Raw genomic sequence first — 16,205 nt, forward strand, 5'->3', positions numbered from 1 at the left:
CCATCGCCGATGGTAGTGTGGGAGATCCCATGTGAGAGTAGGTCGTCGTCAAGCTTTATTACACGAGAGCCCCACATAGCCAATGCTGTGTGGGGTTTTTTTTCGTCTGTAGGTAATGAAAACTCTCGCTTCAGATCTCCAGCATACGGCTTCTTATGTTCCATTTACTTGCGCCTGTTTTGTGAACTCAACGAGTCTGTGTAAATGACAATCAAGACACTCTAAGTCTTCTCTTTAAATACGTTTGTTCAAATACGAAGCAAGAAACCGTTTATTTATTATTTCCATTCTTTCAATAAATAATTTTTAACTTCGCGCTTATAAGTATGGAAGGATTAATTTACAAGAAAAAGTATATTTTTTCTTGCATAATATATTCACTATTTGGTAGTGTTATTTATAGGCAGGGGGTGATGGATTGCCTAAGCCTCCAGGATGGAGGCCCTGTCTTCTTTTCATGATGATTCAGAGCTGCATGGATGCAGCAGAAAATCCTTATCTATTCTTTACTCCTTAGTTTTATTTTTCGATAATCTAGTAAACATCTTTATAGTCTCTAACCGTAAGAAACATATGGCGACTATTTGCTATAAAAGTTTTTTTTATCCTTTTATAGCAAATGAATGAAAAATTGTTTAAAACTTGATTGACCCAGTGGCAGAAAGCGGACTACAATCAATTTCGTTTAAAAGAGTTGGCAATATTTATGTCCAGAGTTGCGAATACTACGTTATGTATGTTCGGTCCTGTTAAGTCATAAGTAATACCGAGTTTTTTTAGCACTATAACGTATGGTGATTTACATCAACGTATAAATTAACTTAACCTACAGGATAAACAGACATGTCTGACGTAGTAACTGGTACAGTAAAATTCTTCAACGAAACTAAAGGTTTCGGTTTCATCACTCAGGATTCAGGTCCTGATGTTTTTGTTCATTTCTCTGCAATCAACACTTCTGGTTTTAAAACTTTGGCTGAAGGCCAAAAAGTTGAATTCCAAGTAGCTCAAGGCAAAAAAGGCCCTGAAGCTCAAAACGTTACACCTCTATAAGGTAACGTTTCTGAGAGTTTTCTCAGTTGTGTGAATGCTAAAAAAGCGACTTTTCAGTCGCTTTTTTTGTTTTTGTACTTAATAGGCATATATAACAGAGAGCTTTTTAATATTCTCTGAAATTTTTAATTACAGAAAATTCTATTAATTAGGGGAAGATAATGGCGGCCAAATCATTGCAGGAACAGCTGTTAGGAGCTGGTCTTATTGATAAAAAAAAGGCAAAAAAGATAAAAACTGAGCAGATGCAACACAAGCAAAAGGTAAAGAATGGCAAGGCTGCACCAATAGATGAGCGCGCGCGTTTAGAAGAATTGAAGCGCCAGCGTGAAGAAAAGGCCGAGAGAGATCGCATTCTTAATTTAGAGCAGCAAAAAATAGCTCAGAAAAAGGCTATTCAAGGTCAGATCCGCCAGATGATAGAACAGAATCGAATTCGTAAAGAGGAAGGCGATATTGCTTATCACTTTACTGACGATAAAGTAGTAAAGCAGATCTATATTAGCCAGACTATGCATGATGATTTGAGTCGTGGTCGTCTTGCTATTGTGAGACTTGATCAAGCTTATGAATTAGTAGCTGAACCAGTCGCAGCTAAAATCAAAGAACGAGACGAAGCTTATGTTCTTGTTTGTAATAACCGACTTGATGACGCTGTTGATGAAGATGACCCATATGCAGACTTCAAAATTCCTGATGATCTAATGTGGTGATCAGCTCTTAGTGAAAGTGAGCCTTTTATACTCATTTTCACTATTTTTTCCTTCTTTCTTTTCCGTTTTCACCTCCTTGGTTCCAAGTTCAAGTCTGCAATTTACACTCTAATTGCAAATGAGCTGATTTCTTCTCCTCACATTTTTCTAATTTTTGCACATTAACACCTTATTTATTTTCAACTTATTGAAAAATAAGATTTATTTTTTCCATTATTCAGCCTTAAAATCTTGATTTTCCTTTTTATTTAGCTTTTTTCAAAAATAAAGAACTCTAAAAGATAAGACTGTGCAAGTAAGTTTCATACTGTTGTTAATTATCTTGAAATGTTTAGATTATTATTCTGTTATTTGCACGTATCGTGCATTTTTACAAAGAAGAAGAAATTGCATCTATAAAAAGGAAACGAGAATGAAAAAATCGATTATTGCTCTTGCTGTGTCTAGCGCGGCATTGACTTCTGTTTCTGCTATTGCAGAAGAAGGCTCAACATTTGATGTTTACGGTAATATTCAGTATGCAATCACTGATACTGAAGGTACTGGTGACTTTGCTGACAATGGTTCGACTTTGGGTGTACAAGGTGAGACTAAAATCAATGATGGTTTGACTGGTTTCTTCAAGTACGAACTAGAGTTCGATGCTGATAAAGATGGTGACGAAGATAACGAAGCGAAACTTGACCAAGCATTTGTTGGTTTAAAAGGTAACTTTGGTACAGTAAAAGTAGGTTCTTTCGACAGTATTTATAATGATGCAATTCAAGATGCCGTAGATCAATTTGAATTTATTGGTTTCGAAGGAGCTGACACTACGGAAGAAGGTGATACGATTGCTTACTTCTCTCCGTCTTTTAATGGCTTAGAACTGCAACTTTCTTCACAAGTTAATACTGCAGAAGGTGCTGGAAATGCGACAACAGCTGTTGCTAAGTACAGTGTTGATGCGCTTACCTTTGCTGCTGGTTATGATTCACTTTCTGATTATACGGAAGAAACAATTGGTTTCTCTATCGGTTACCAAGTAACGCCAGCACTGTCTGTTTCTGCGAAACTAGAAAACAACGATGATCAAGATATTACAGGCTTGTCTACTCGTTACGGTTACGGTGCAGGTGATCTTTATGCTTCAGCTCAAGTTGTTTCTGAAGATGGCTCTGATGATTACAACGAATATGCTGCTGGCGTTAGCTATAGCCTAGCTTCAAACATGTATGTTTATGGAGAAGTGGGCCAGCTTGGTGAAACTGAAGACACTACAACTGCTGTAGGTGTTTACTACGATTTCTAAGATCATTAATTAAATGATTTTATTTACTCTAAGGCTCTGATTATAAGGAGCCTTATGTTAAGTCAGATCATTCAAGGTTCCATATTTCTTTTCTTGTAGACAGATTGTTGGAATTCTTTTGGCATCAAATGGCAACATTTGGTGCCTTTTTTATTTTGTTTCCAATCCTCAAATAGCTTTATAACTAAGCTGCTATAATATCTAATTATTGTTCTTGTTTTAACTGTTTGATGTGTTGGAAAAATTTATGAGGCACTTTTTCTATCTTGCCCTAAATACTTTGTTGTTAATGGGGTGTGTTTCTTCACAAGAAAGAACCATTAATAGAACACTTGACTCCTTCCGTGGAGAGTCTGCCTGCTATGACAGGGAAACAGAGCCTTATACTCCTATTGTAGATACACACCTGCATTATCGACCTTTCGATGGTAAAGCCATTCCTTTTGACGAGATGAATGAATATTTGTCTCGAACCAGTGTACGTTTCGTCAATGTTTACGGTATCGGGCAAATGTTACCAGCTCAGTCTTCTTGTTCTAATTATTCACAATGCCCTGGTGTCCCTGTTTTACCGACGACAAGGAATGATTTTGTCAATGCAGAGAATATGATTGCCTCAGTTCCTGATGATCTGCATTTGACGTTATCAATGACCTTTACTGATTTATCAAACCCTGAGTCAACTATGGCTTTGATGGCATTGTATGAAAAAGAATATCCGGGTTTGTTTCATTGGATGGGAGAGGTCAATCTAGTCAAACAAGCTCAGTTTAATAATCACCATGTTCCTGCTAGCCCTCAAAATATTGAGCAATGGTCGGACTTTATGGCAGAGCTAAGGGCAAGAAACTATCCGATTACGATTCATTCAGATATCGGTAACGACGCTCATCCAACCTATTATTTGCATTTAATGGAAAAAGCCTTAGAGCGTTACCCTGATAATAAAATTGTTTGGGCGCACATGGGAGTCTCTTATGAGCAAATTAGATTGAATGCCCATGAGCATATTTCCATTTTGTCCCGTTTACTAGATCAATACCCTAATTTGATGTTGGATATTTCATGGCGAATATTGGATGACTATTATTTTAGCCGACCTGGCAATCAACCATTGTACGTTGATTTTATAAATCAATATTCGGAGCGAATTCTTCCAGGTTCAGACTTTGTCGCTTTTCGAAATAATACTTATGAGGTGTATCAAGAGGAGTTAAATGTTACGAGTAGGATACATCAGTACCTTGATGATGATGCGTTTCGTAACATTGCATTGGGAGTAAACTATTTTAAATTGCTAAATCTGGATTATCAGGCACCAGCGGTTTGTTTATAAGGTATCCTGCAATTTATGGACATTAAATTAAACAACATTTTAGAACCTGAAGTTGCTTGCTCCAACTGCCAAGCCTCCTGCTGTCGGATGGAAGTTATGATAATCAGTGATACTGGCGTTCCTGAAAAACATATTTCTGTTGATGAATGGGGCGGAGAAACTATGCTGAGACTAGAAGATGGTTGGTGCTCTGCTGTGGATCGAGAAACTTATTTTTGTACAATTTATGAGAATCGCCCTTGGATTTGTCGAGAATTTGAGATGGGTTCTTATGAATGTCGAGATGAATTTAAGAAGGTATGATGCAAGCGGCAACGATCGGCTTTAATACAGAGTACTCTGAAGATGCGCCAAGCCTTGAAGAGATTCATGGCTTATCAGGTTTAACTTTATTGGAGTTTGGTACGCCTTGGTGTGGTTATTGTCAGGCTGCTTGTAATGCCGTAAAAGAAGCCATCGATGAACATTCTGACTTGGTACACATCAAGATACTTGATGGAAAGGGTAAACGATTAGGGCGGCAGTTCGCTATAAAGCTTTGGCCTACTTTGATTTTATTGCATGATGGTAAAGAGGTTGAGCGTATTGTTCGTTTCACATCAGAAGAGGAAGTCTGTCGATTATTATCACTTTCATGATCCTATCTAACCAGAAGAACGCATTAATTCTTTAAATAAAATATTTTTCGGTGTGACTTATGTTGGCGGTGGTTTAGGCGAAGACGATGTTTTTTTGCCAGAAGTTGCCAGCCTTGATTATGTTCCATTAACCGTACTTTATTTACCATCAAACAAGTTTGATGGTGGCAGTTTTATAGTCAATCAATCTATTTTAGATCGGATTCCTTCTGGTAGCGTGATTAGCATGGTACGACCAAATTGAGAGCTTCAACAATGGATGATCGGTATAAATATGAATATTTCCCATCAGAGGTTTACGATACGCAAAGAGGGGAAATTGTTACTTCGTCACGCCAGTGCCCGTTCTCGTTAGAAGCGGTTGGATAGAAATAAGGACATTCAAAAAGAGCTGGATAGAATCGCTGTTATTTTTCAGAGATGATAAATGAGTCACTGATGTTTGGTTTTAAATACTCTTTTTATTCCTCGACTTTATCGCTTTAACTCTCTATATTCGCACCCCTTTGTGTTTATCTTTTGTACGCTTGCTTAAGTCGCATTGATAAACCACTTTTCTCATTACTTACTCTCAGGACTTTCTTTTGATTTCCACAGCTAATATCACCATGCAATTTGGCGCAACGCCATTGTTCGAAAATATCTCTGCTAAATTTGGTAACGGTAATCGCTACGGTTTGATTGGCGCGAATGGCTGTGGCAAGTCGACTTTCATGAAAATTCTGAGTGGTGCTTTAGTGCCGACATCAGGCAATGTCTCCATTACACCAGGTGAAAAAGTCGGCACCTTGAGCCAAGATCAATTCGCCTTTGAGGAATACTCTGTCGTTGATGCAGTGATTATGGGCGATGTAGAGCTTTGGAAGGTGAAGCAAGAGCGTGATGCGATTTATGCTAAGCCAGAAATGAGCGAAGAAGATGGCATGCGAGCGGGTGAATTAGAAGCCGAGTTTGCGGAGATGGATGGTTATAGTGCCGAAAGTCGCGCTGGCGATATCTTGCTTGAAGCCGGTATTGAAGAAGAGTACCACTTTGGTTTAATGAGCCAAGTGGCACCGGGTTGGAAATTACGTGTGCTATTGGCACAGGCTTTGTTCGCGAATCCTGATATCTTATTGTTGGATGAACCAACCAACAACTTGGACATCCACACGATCAACTGGCTAGCGGGTGTATTGAACCAACGTAAGTGCACCATGATTATTATTTCCCATGACCGTCACTTCTTAAACACAGTATGCACTCACATGGCGGACATCGATTTTGGCGAATTGAGAATTTACCCAGGTAACTATGAGTATTTTATGGAAGCTTCTTCGTTAATTCGTGAGCAATTACTCACAGAGAATGCGAAGAAAAGTGCTGAAATGGATGACTTACAGGCTTTTGTAAACCGCTTTTCTGCCAATGCATCGAAAGCCAAGCAAGCTAGCTCTCGTGCGAAGAAGCTAGAAAAAATTGAACTATCAGAAGTAAAACAATCAAGTCGAATGACGCCGTCGTTGAATTTCAAGCAAGATAAGAAGCTGCATAGACAAGTTCTGATATTAGAAGATCTGGGTCATGGCTTTGAAGATGAAATGCTGTTTACGGGCGGCAGTATGATTCTTGATGCGGGCGCGCGATTAGCGATTATCGGCGAAAACGGCGCGGGTAAGACTACTTTTCTCCGTTGCTTGATGGATGAATTGAAAGCCAAACAAGGTGAGATCAAATGGGCGGAAAATGCGGTGATAGGTTATTGCCCACAGGACAGCACAGAAGATTTTGATTGTGACTTAACCTTGTTTGATTGGATGTCTAAATGGCGTACCGCGAAACATGATGACTTGAAAGTTCGTGCCATGTTAGGTCGTTTATTGTTTACAGCAGATGACTTCAACAAGAAAGTGCGCGTTTGCTCTGGTGGTGAAAAGAACCGCTTATTATTCGGCAAGCTTATGATGATGGACTTGAACGTCCTGATCATGGATGAGCCAACTAACCATATGGACATGGAAGCCATCGAAGCCTTGAACAATGCTTTAATGGATTTTGATGGCACGCTGATTTTTGTCAGCCATGACCGTGCCTTTGTCTCTTCTTTGGCGAACCGTGTGATTGAAATCAAAGATAATAAGATCATTGATTTCCAAGGTACTTATGACGAGTATCTAACGCATATTTCTTAAGGCCTTCATTGACATATGTTGATGATGCAAAAGATTACACCTAATGCCGCTTTTAGAAGCGGCATTTTTGTTGGTGTTTACAATTATTTTGGTCTTTTGAGTGATCAATTGAGGTGAGAAGTAAGTATTTTATCAGCGGATAACGGATAGTATTGCTCTATACTCACGATATGTTATATCATAACATTTTATAAGGAGTATCCAATGCGCAAAAATATCCACCCAAATTACCGAACGGTTGCTTTCCATGACACTCAAATTGATACTTATTTCTTCATTGGGTCTACCGTTGAAACACAGCAAACGATTGTACGAGATGGGACAGAGTACCCTTACATGGCGATTGATGTTTCTAGTTCGTCTCATCCTTTCTATACAGGTGAACAGAGAACGCATGGCACTGAAGGTCGTATCGCACAGTTCAAACGTCGTTACCGTAAAAGCAAATAAAGGAAGATGGTCATGAAAATTCTCAGCTCTTTAAAAAGTGCTAAACATCGTCACAAAGATTGTAAGGTTGTAAAAAGAAGAGGGCGTCTGTTTGTTATCTGCAAATCAAACCCTCGTTTCAAAGCTTCTCAAGGCGTTAAAAGTATACGCTAAGAGAGGAGATAATCAGTAGAAAAAAGCAGTCTGCTAATATATTAGTAGGCTGCTTTTTTTATTGCGCGGATGTTGCTGTTTCAGCTAGTTTTTTTATAGCTTAAACGTAGACATCACCTTGCGAGTTTCTTTTGATGTTTCAGCGAGAGCTTCGCTTGTTTGGTTATTCTTCTGAACTTGCATACTGGCTTGAGCGGAAAGCTCAGCCACTTTTGTATTCAAGTCGTTCAGCCTTTGTACTGCATCACTTTGCATAGAAACACTTTGTATCACCGTGTTACTGGCTGTGTTTATGTCATTAACTGAGTTTGCGATTTCTTGCAGGTACTGGGAGGTACGTGACATTTCTTCTGTGGTCTTTTGTGATTGTTGATGGCTTTCGGTGATACGAGACTCCGCTTCTTTCGCGCCATCTTGCAATGTGTTGATCATAGCCTGAATTTCGTCTGTTGATGCTTGAGTTCGGCTGGCTAAACCACGAACTTCATCTGCAACAACAGCAAACCCACGGCCTTGCTCGCCTGCGCGGGCAGCTTCAATTGCAGCATTCAGGGCCAATAAATTAGTTTGCTCGGAAATGGCGCTGATAACATCCAGTACTGAACCAATTGTTTGTGACTGCTCGGCAAGCTGGACGACAGTTTTAAGCCCTAACTCAAGTTCATTAGATAATTTATCTAATGATTCAACGGTTTGTTTGATCGACTCTTGGCCTGTTTGAGTTCTGTTAGCTGTGTCTTGTGCAGACGTGATAGTGGATTGCGTTGTTTCAATCACTTCATCTTTAAAGCTATCGACTTCTTTAATTGTGTCTGTCATTTGAGCAAACATGCCTTCACGTTCTTGGGTGATTGCTTTGGTTTTTGAGGCAACAGTTTTTAGCCCTTGGCTTTTATTTTCAACTTCTTGGTTGAGCGTGACTGCTTTTGTGAGTGTTCCTGAAAGTCGGTTTACAAAAGTATTATAGTGAGCTGCAATTTTGGTTAATTGGTCATTGCCTGCTTCAGGTAAACGAGCGGTTAAATCACCGTCACCATGTGAAATGTTCTCCATTGCTAGGCGTATTTGACCTATCGGAAGCAGAATCGAGCGCATAATTAAGAACGAGATAAATAAAGCCGCTAAAATAATTACGCCACCAATAATACTGAGTTTGATGACTTCTTTATTAAATTGAGCATCAACATTATCTAGGTAAATGCCAGAGCCGATAATCCAGCCCCACGGTTCAAAGCCTTGAACATAGGAGATTTTTTCAACTGGCTCTTCGCTGCCAGGTTTTGGCCATAAATAGTCAACAAATCCTGCGTTTTGCGCTTTTACAACTCTTACAAATTCAGAAAAAAGTTTTTTGCCATTTGGGTCTTTAAGGCCGGATAAATTTTTCCCATTTAATGAAGCATTTGCGCCATGCATTACCATTGTTGCTGAGTAGTCATTTATCCAAAAATATTCGACTTCTGAATAACGGGTATCTTTGATGGTTTCCATAGCAAAGCGTTGCGCTTGCTCTTTGCTTAGTTCTCCAGTTTGTTGGAGTGTATAAAAATACTCAAACACGCCTGTAGCAGTTTCAACAACATGCTTTGTTTGTGAGTATTTCTCATTGAGAAGAGATTGTTTATTAGTTGTTAGGCTTAAATAAATAACGAGTAATAAACCTAAGGAGAAAAAGAAAACTAAGCTGATTAAGCGTAGATTTATCGAGAATTTACGTAGAGTGTTGATCATGTCAATGTCCTCAAAAGCATTATTATTTTTATAAGCAACTGGTCTCAACATGTTGTCTTTTCCTCATATAACCATAATGCAATCTATCTGTCATTTTAATGCCATCTTTTAACGGTAGTTTTATGTATAACTTCCTTTAGCAGGGGGAAGTCTTCTTTTAACAGTCAGTATTTATAGAGGCTAATGCAGAAAGCAGTTTTGCTGAGCGGCAGTCATCTATTAACAATATTATAGGGCAGTATTATGAAAACCGTGCAAAAACATGATTTAAGCTTTGATGAGTTAGATGAATTAGTACGACCAGCGCCAGAGGTTGTAGAGTTTGAAGAAGTATCGAATAAGATGGTTTCTCGCCGTGGCTTTTTGGGTGGTGGCGTAGCTGTTGGTGCTGGTGCTTTTGTTATGGGGTCAACCTCATTAGCCGCAGGTAAAGCGCTTGCCGCTGGATCAAAAGAATCTCGTCTTGCTTTCAAAATGGTGAAAGCAAATGCTCTTGATACTGTGACTGTCCCAGAAGGTTATAAGTGGGAAGTGTTGGCGTCTTGGGGTGAGCCTATGTTTTCCAGCACTCCAAACTTCAATGGTGTTACTGGTGGTACGGGTTCATCTCAAGAAGCTGCGTTTGGAGATCATTGTGATGGTATGGCACTTTTTTCCCATCACGGCCGCCAGATTTTATGTGTAAATAACGAATATACGAATTTAAAAACACTTCATGCCAATCGTACGGGTGGTGTGCCAACAACAGCAGATGATATCCGCAAAAGCAAAGCGGCTCATGGTGTCAGCGTAGTTGAAATAGCACATAAAAATAATCAATGGGGCATAGTGAAAGATTCGGAGTTTAACCGCCGTATTACTGCCGATACAGAAATGGACATCACAGGTCCTGCTCGTGGTCATAAATTGCTGCGTACTTCAGCTGATTCTAAAGGTGTTGTTGCAAAAGGTACTTGGAACAATTGCGGTAATGGTCAAACTCCTTGGGGAACTTACTTAACCTGTGAAGAAAACTTCAACGGCTACTTCTCTTCAAGCGACGAAAACTTCTCATTAACTCCAGAGATGAAGCGCTATAGTATCAGCCATAAAGATTGGGGGTACAAATGGGCAATGTCAGACTCTCGTTTTGATGTGTCAAAAGAGCCTAATGAGCCAAATCGAGCAGGTTACATTGTTGAAATTGATCCATTAGACCCTACAGCTCGCCCTAAAAAACGTACTGCTCTTGGTCGTTTCAAACATGAAAATGCAGAGTTAACTATTGCTTCTAATGGTCATGTTGTCGTGTATTTAGGGGATGATGAGCGTGGCGAGTTTTTATATCGTTTCGTTTCTAAACATAAATATTTAGCGGGCGGAAACAACCGTGATCTATTAGAAGAAGGTACCTTGTATGTTGCTAAATTTCACGACAACAATCGCGGTGAGTGGTTAGCGTTAACGCCAAAAACAACGGGTATGACAGAAGCAGAGATTTCAATTCATACTCGTATTGCAGCCTCTAAAGTTGGTGCAACGACAATGGATCGTCCTGAATGGGTCGCATCGAATCCAAATAAAGTGGAAGTATTCTGTTCGCTGACAAATAACAAAAACCGCGGAGTTAAACCAAATGCGGGTGGTGATGCAACGCCTGCTGGTGGGCCAAACCCTCGTATTGAAAATAACTTTGGTCAAATCGTTCGTTGGACGCCGATGAATGAAGACCACACAAGCAGTGATTTTAAGTGGAATTTGTTTGTGTTAGCAGGCAACCCTGCTGTATATGACGATGCAAATGCAGGTTCTCAAAATGTAAATCAAGATAACATGTTCAACTCGCCAGACGGCCTGAAGTTTGACTCTAAAGGCTTGTTGTGGATCCAAACAGATGGTAACTATTCCAATGCGAAAGGCTTTGAGGGGCAAGGTAACAACCAAATGTTGGTTGGTGATCCTGAAACAGGTGAGATTCGTCGCTTCTTAGTAGGGCCAAAAGAGTGTGAAATTACTGGTGCTACTTGGAATACTGAGCGTACTACTATGTTTATCAGTGTTCAGCACCCAGGTGAAAAAGGTGATTCTCATTGGCCAGATGGTGGTCATTCTGTGCCTCGTTCAAGTGTGATTGCTATCTCTCGTAAAGATGGTGCGGTAATCGGTTAATGATTTGCTGTTAGTCGATCATTGAGGCACGAAAAGAACCAGTATGGTACTCATGCTGGTTTTTTTGTATTTTTTCACTATAAGGAAAATTTATTCGATTGATGTAACTCTTTCTTTTTCATATTTTGTGTCATAGTCTTAGTGATACACGCTATTTTTATATATTTCTTAACTATATTAATAAGTTAACTATTTATAAATGCTGTCACTCTCAACGTTATGGTGAGCAAATAGCCGTTTTATTAGATATTAGTAAATACTTTGATCTAAATCAGTTTATAAATGAAGGGAGTACTTTTATTTATAAAGTATTCTTATACTCTAGATCTATCGTGCTAGTTTCTTATAGCACTTTGGCATACATTCAAACTAGGGACGCTTTAAGTGAGTAATAATGGCTGTTGGGTTATCTAAATCGTTATTTATAAAGCAGGCTATTCTCGTTTTAATATTGGCTGTTTTTTTGAGTTTGCTGGGTAGCGTTTTTCAAGTTGTAGAAAGCGTTGAGGCTCGAAAAGAGAAAATAAACTCAAATTTTGACGAATTATTGGCGGTGGTTGAAAGACCTCTTGCTGAAGCTTTGTTCCGTCTGGATATAGCGTTTGCTCAACAGCAAGTTGATAGCTTGTCTCTGAGTCCTTCCATTGCTTATGTTGAAGTGCATGATGAAAGTGGAGCTTTGCTGGTTAAAACAAAGGAGAAGGTGCGAGATTTTACCGTTTCACAATCGCTAGCGGATTCTGTACTTTCTGATTTGGAAGAGTATAAGAGCGGTTTGTACATGGAAGCGCCTAAATTCTATGCTGGCACTTTATCTGTTATTCCTGAGAAGCGTTACCTACTGGACAATATACTCGCTGAGCATTTGCCTATTCTGACGTACAATTTGTTTAAAGATGTTTTGTTAGCTTCCTTGATATCTTTGGTTTTTTATTTTTTAGTTACCTATCCTTTAACGCGCTTAAACGATGCTTTATCGACACTTGGGCGTAACGCAAAACTTTCCTTACCTAAATCTTTTTTTCGATACCATCAGTCCGATGAGTTAGGTCGCCTTCATTTTACCTTTTCACAACTTCTTGAAAAATTAAATATTGCGTTAGGTGATCTAGAGCGCAGCGATAGCCATAATCGCGCGGTCATTGAACATGCTGCGGATGGCATTTTTCTATTAAATGAAAATTATCAAATTACTCGCGTGAATGCAGCCGCTGAGCATTTATTGAAGATGAGCTCAGAAGACATTATATCCAGCTCGTTAGAGAGTTTATTTACAGTCTCTTCTTGGGGCGGGCTTTCAAAAGTACTTGATGGTTTGCAGGTGATGCCTCAAACATTTGAGGCCGCTTATCAAGTAGAAGGTGCTGCACTACCTGTAGAGATACGAATCGCAAAATATACGATAAAAGATAAGTTTGAAATTTTGCTATTGGTGCGTGATGTTTCCGAGCGTAAGGAAGCAGAAGCGCATATACACCATTTAGCTTATTACGATTCAGTCACCAAACTACCTAATCGCCAATATATCATAGAGCAGTTAGATAACTTGTTATCTGAAACGGAACAGCAGCAAGAATATTCGGCGGTTGTATTCATGGATATTGACCGTTTTAAAGTCATTAATGACTCTTTAGGGCACTCCGTAGGAGACCAATTACTGCGTTGTGTTGCGGTGCAAATATCCAAACAAATCTCGAGTGACATTACATTGGCTCGGATGGGCGGTGATGAATTTGTTTTGTTACTGAAATATTTTGGCTCAGACAGGTCTCAAGTCGAGCAAGACCTTAAAAATTTTGTGGAGAGTATTCAGTTCGCTTGTCAGCAGGTGAAGCAGGCAGGCAACCATGATGTCCATATTACCGCTAGTTTTGGCGCTACTTTATTTAAGAATGCTGATGATTCTGCCGAAGTGATTTTGAAACAAGCAGACACGGCTTTATATCGAGCTAAGGAATCGGGGCGAAATACTTTCTCTTTATATGAGCCTGACATGCAAGTTGCGTCAGATGCTCGCCTAGAAATGGAAAAAGCGCTTCACAATGCAACAGAGAGGAAGTTGTTTGAACTTTATTATCAGCCTCAGATGAACCATAAAAATGAACTAATTGGTGCAGAGGCTTTGATTCGATGGAAAGATGAGCACAGAGGATTTATTTCTCCTGCGGAGTTTATTCCCGTTGCAGAAGAGATTGGCTTAATTGTAGAAATCGGTGAATGGGTATTAGAGGAAGCTTTGTCACAAGTCGCGACTTGGTTGAAAGAAGGCAAATGGCAGAAATCATGGCGTATATCAATCAACGTGAGCCCTATACAGTTTCAACAGATAGGCTTTTTACCCATGTTAAAAGTTTTGTTAGAAAAACATGACGTTCCACCAGCTTGCGTCGATTTAGAAATTACAGAAAATATGCTACTGAACGATTTGTCATCTAGTTTAGATAAGATGAATAAAATTAAAGATCTGGGTGTTTATCTTTCCATTGATGACTTTGGTACTGGGTATTCTTCTCTGAAATATTTAAAGTCATTGCCAGTGGATAGATTGAAAATCGACCAATCTTTTGTGCGAGATTTATTAACGGATAAAAGTGATGAGGCGATTGTGTTAGCCGTTATCGCTATGGCAAATGCTTTAAACATGAATGTACTCGCGGAAGGTGTAGAAACCTTAGAACATCATAATCGTTTAGAGGAAATTCATTGCTATAACTATCAAGGGTACCATTTCGGCCGTCCTGTACCGCCCAGTCAATTTGTTACTGACTTTATAAGCAAGTAATACCGCGAATGATATAAAAGACTTATTCTGCTCTCTAGATTATTATCTAATACAGAATAAGTCTTTTTCACATACCATAAGGGCCAGTTATGGATTATTTGTCTTCGTTAGCCTCTCTAACCATTCAGTGGGGAGCCTTGCTATTAGCCTTTTGTCTTCTCGTTGCCATCATATCTGTCGCGACAATGTACTGGATCGACAAGAATCAAACAGCGCACACCATTAGACGCAACTATCCTGTTATCGGTCGATTTCGCTATCTTTTTGAGCATATGGGAGAGTTCTTTCGACAGTACTTTTTTGCTCAAGACAGAGAAGAATTGCCTTTTAATAGAGCAGAGCGTTCTTGGGCTTATCGTGCGGCTAAAAAAGTAGATTCTACAATTGCTTTTGGCTCTACTCGGTCTCTAGAAACACCGGGAGATATTTTCTTTTTAAATGGGGCTTTTCCAACATTAGAAGAAGATGCTCAGTCTCCGAAAGAAGTTTGTATCGGACAATATACGGCAAAGACGCCATATCGAACGAGTTCGGTTGTGAACATTTCAGGAATGAGTTTTGGTGCTTTGTCCAAGCCAGCAATTCAAGCTTTATCAAAAGGCGCTGCCAAAGCAGGAATTTGGTTGAACACAGGCGAAGGCGGATTATCTCCTCATCACCTTGCTGGTGGCTGCGATATTGTCTTTCAAATTGGCACGGCTAAATATGGTGTCCGTAATCATGAAGGTCATTTGGATGACGAAAAGCTATTAAGTATTGCTCAGCACGAAAATGTGCGAATGTTTGAAATCAAAATGAGCCAAGGAGCCAAGCCTGGTAAAGGTGGCATGTTACCTGGTGAGAAAGTAACAGAGGAAATTGCTCAGATCCGTGGAATTCCTGTTGGTAAGGATTCAAACAGCCCAAATGGTCATCCAGATGTGAAATCCATTGATGACTTATTGAATATGATACATCGTGTTCGCCAAGTTACTTCTAAGCCTGTCGGGTTTAAAATGGTGGTGGGCGATTTGAGCTTTTTCAATACAATGTGTGAATTAATACACAAAAAAGGTATAGGGTATTGCCCTGATTTCATTACCATCGACAGCTCTGATGGCGGCACGGGAGCGGCCCCACAGCCACTTATGGATTACGTTGGTATGCACCTACGGGAAAGCCTACCAACAGTGGTTAATATTATTACTTCTTACGGTTTACGGCCTTATATCAAGATTATTTCCTCAGGAAAATTGATCGTTCCTGGAAAAGCGGCTTGGGCTTTGAGTGCGGGAGCGGATTTTGTTGTCTCAGCACGAGGCTTTTTATTTTCGTTAGGCTGTATTCAAGCATTACAGTGTAATAAAAACACTTGTCCTACAGGCATTACCACTCATAATACGGATTTACAGCGTGGCCTAGTGGCAGAAGAAAAAGCGATTCGGGTTGCCAATTACGCACAGGAACTTTTGCACAGTATTGAGATGATTGCTCATTCTTGTGGTGTCAAAGAGCCAAGAGAGTTAACCAGAGAACATGTCCGCATTATAGAAAATCAGAGCCGTTCAACACTGTTTTCTGAAGCGAATCCAGTTCCGAATGTTCAGACTGAATACATCAATATTATGTCACCACCTTCTCAAGGTGCTTCAACACCAGTAGAAGAGCGCTTGCAATAGCGCTTTTCTACGGCACGTTATTTTTTGATCGTATCTTAGTTTTCTAGCTTGTCTATATTTCCTTTTATTAGGTTCTCATTT

14 protein-coding genes are annotated in these 16,205 nt (G+C 39.6%); 13 read left to right on the forward strand and 1 reads right to left on the reverse strand.

The window, feature by feature from the left end; translation table 11 throughout:
- Positions 1-843: 843 nt before the first annotated feature.
- The 10 genes from ABFY09_RS12850 to ykgO all read left to right on the forward strand — a co-directional run bounded on the left by ABFY09_RS12850 (position 844) and on the right by ykgO (position 7,805).
- On the forward strand, positions 844-1,053 hold the full coding sequence (locus ABFY09_RS12850; protein ID WP_024024079.1) for a cold-shock protein: 210 nt from the start codon (positions 844-846) through the stop codon (positions 1,051-1,053).
- A gap of 161 nt (positions 1,054-1,214) precedes the next feature.
- A complete protein-coding gene (locus ABFY09_RS12855; RefSeq protein ID WP_347984716.1) occupies positions 1,215-1,766 on the forward strand; it encodes a DUF2058 domain-containing protein in 552 nt (183 codons plus the stop codon).
- A 412-nt stretch (positions 1,767-2,178) separates the two neighbouring features.
- On the forward strand, positions 2,179-3,057 hold the full coding sequence (locus ABFY09_RS12860) for a porin (RefSeq protein ID WP_347984717.1): 879 nt from the start codon (positions 2,179-2,181) through the stop codon (positions 3,055-3,057).
- A gap of 247 nt (positions 3,058-3,304) precedes the next feature.
- Entirely contained in the window at positions 3,305-4,393 is a 1,089-nt protein-coding gene (locus tag ABFY09_RS12865) for an amidohydrolase family protein (protein WP_347984718.1), read from the forward strand.
- A 15-nt stretch (positions 4,394-4,408) separates the two neighbouring features.
- Positions 4,409-4,696, forward strand: coding sequence for a YkgJ family cysteine cluster protein (locus ABFY09_RS12870; RefSeq protein ID WP_347984719.1), 288 nt, complete (start codon positions 4,409-4,411; stop codon positions 4,694-4,696).
- Positions 4,693-5,031, forward strand: a complete 339-nt coding sequence (locus tag ABFY09_RS12875; protein ID WP_347984720.1) for a thioredoxin family protein — start codon at positions 4,693-4,695, stop codon at positions 5,029-5,031. The genes ABFY09_RS12870 and ABFY09_RS12875 overlap by 4 nt, the downstream gene beginning before the upstream one ends.
- 52 nt (positions 5,032-5,083) lie before the next feature.
- The gene (locus ABFY09_RS12880) at positions 5,084-5,275 is read left to right on the forward strand and encodes a hypothetical protein (RefSeq protein ID WP_347984721.1); all 192 of its coding nucleotides are present in this window, start codon (positions 5,084-5,086) and stop codon (positions 5,273-5,275) included.
- A gap of 340 nt (positions 5,276-5,615) precedes the next feature.
- A complete protein-coding gene (locus tag ABFY09_RS12885; RefSeq protein WP_347984722.1) occupies positions 5,616-7,202 on the forward strand; it encodes an ABC-F family ATPase in 1,587 nt (528 codons plus the stop codon).
- 204 nt (positions 7,203-7,406) lie between these two features.
- Positions 7,407-7,652, forward strand: a complete 246-nt coding sequence (locus ABFY09_RS12890; RefSeq protein WP_317002938.1) for a type B 50S ribosomal protein L31 — start codon at positions 7,407-7,409, stop codon at positions 7,650-7,652.
- 12 nt (positions 7,653-7,664) lie between these two features.
- Positions 7,665-7,805, forward strand: a complete 141-nt coding sequence (ykgO, locus tag ABFY09_RS12895; RefSeq protein ID WP_347984723.1) for a type B 50S ribosomal protein L36 — start codon at positions 7,665-7,667, stop codon at positions 7,803-7,805.
- Between the two features lie 93 nt (positions 7,806-7,898).
- Here ykgO and ABFY09_RS12900 read toward each other — a convergent pair whose 3' ends face one another.
- The gene (locus ABFY09_RS12900) at positions 7,899-9,536 is read right to left on the reverse strand and encodes a methyl-accepting chemotaxis protein (protein ID WP_347984724.1); all 1,638 of its coding nucleotides are present in this window, start codon (positions 9,534-9,536) and stop codon (positions 7,899-7,901) included.
- 243 nt (positions 9,537-9,779) lie between these two features.
- On the opposite strand from ABFY09_RS12900, the gene ABFY09_RS12905 reads away from it, so the two are divergent.
- From ABFY09_RS12905 to ABFY09_RS12915, 3 genes are all read left to right on the forward strand, one after another.
- Complete coding sequence (locus ABFY09_RS12905; protein WP_347984725.1) at positions 9,780-11,684, forward strand: PhoX family phosphatase; 1,905 nt, start codon at positions 9,780-9,782, stop codon at positions 11,682-11,684.
- Positions 11,685-12,078: 394 nt separating this feature from the next.
- Positions 12,079-14,466, forward strand: a complete 2,388-nt coding sequence (locus ABFY09_RS12910; RefSeq protein WP_347984726.1) for an EAL domain-containing protein — start codon at positions 12,079-12,081, stop codon at positions 14,464-14,466.
- A gap of 89 nt (positions 14,467-14,555) precedes the next feature.
- The gene (locus ABFY09_RS12915) at positions 14,556-16,124 is read left to right on the forward strand and encodes an FMN-binding glutamate synthase family protein (RefSeq protein ID WP_347984727.1); all 1,569 of its coding nucleotides are present in this window, start codon (positions 14,556-14,558) and stop codon (positions 16,122-16,124) included.
- The last annotated feature ends 81 nt before the right edge of the window (positions 16,125-16,205 follow it).

Source organism: Marinomonas sp. 5E14-1, from assembly GCF_039939215.1.
GTDB lineage: Bacteria > Pseudomonadota > Gammaproteobacteria > Pseudomonadales > Marinomonadaceae > Marinomonas.

Excerpts from the sequence above, each read along its gene's own strand:
- ABFY09_RS12855 (WP_347984716.1), top strand. The coding sequence starts at position 1,215 with ATGGCGGCCAAATCATTGCAGGAACAGCTGTTAGGAGCTGGTCTTATT.
- ABFY09_RS12910 (WP_347984726.1), top strand. The coding sequence starts at position 12,079 with ATGGCTGTTGGGTTATCTAAATCGTTATTTATAAAGCAGGCTATTCTC.
- ABFY09_RS12905 (WP_347984725.1), top strand. The coding sequence starts at position 9,780 with ATGAAAACCGTGCAAAAACATGATTTAAGCTTTGATGAGTTAGATGAA.
- ABFY09_RS12915 (WP_347984727.1), top strand. The coding sequence starts at position 14,556 with ATGGATTATTTGTCTTCGTTAGCCTCTCTAACCATTCAGTGGGGAGCC.
- ABFY09_RS12890 (WP_317002938.1), top strand. The coding sequence starts at position 7,407 with ATGCGCAAAAATATCCACCCAAATTACCGAACGGTTGCTTTCCATGAC.
- ABFY09_RS12850 (WP_024024079.1), top strand. The coding sequence starts at position 844 with ATGTCTGACGTAGTAACTGGTACAGTAAAATTCTTCAACGAAACTAAA.
- ykgO (WP_347984723.1), top strand. The coding sequence starts at position 7,665 with ATGAAAATTCTCAGCTCTTTAAAAAGTGCTAAACATCGTCACAAAGAT.
- ABFY09_RS12860 (WP_347984717.1), top strand. The coding sequence starts at position 2,179 with ATGAAAAAATCGATTATTGCTCTTGCTGTGTCTAGCGCGGCATTGACT.
- ABFY09_RS12875 (WP_347984720.1), top strand. The coding sequence starts at position 4,693 with ATGATGCAAGCGGCAACGATCGGCTTTAATACAGAGTACTCTGAAGAT.
- ABFY09_RS12900 (WP_347984724.1), bottom strand. The coding sequence starts at position 9,536 with ATGATCAACACTCTACGTAAATTCTCGATAAATCTACGCTTAATCAGC.
- ABFY09_RS12865 (WP_347984718.1), top strand. The coding sequence starts at position 3,305 with ATGAGGCACTTTTTCTATCTTGCCCTAAATACTTTGTTGTTAATGGGG.
- ABFY09_RS12870 (WP_347984719.1), top strand. The coding sequence starts at position 4,409 with ATGGACATTAAATTAAACAACATTTTAGAACCTGAAGTTGCTTGCTCC.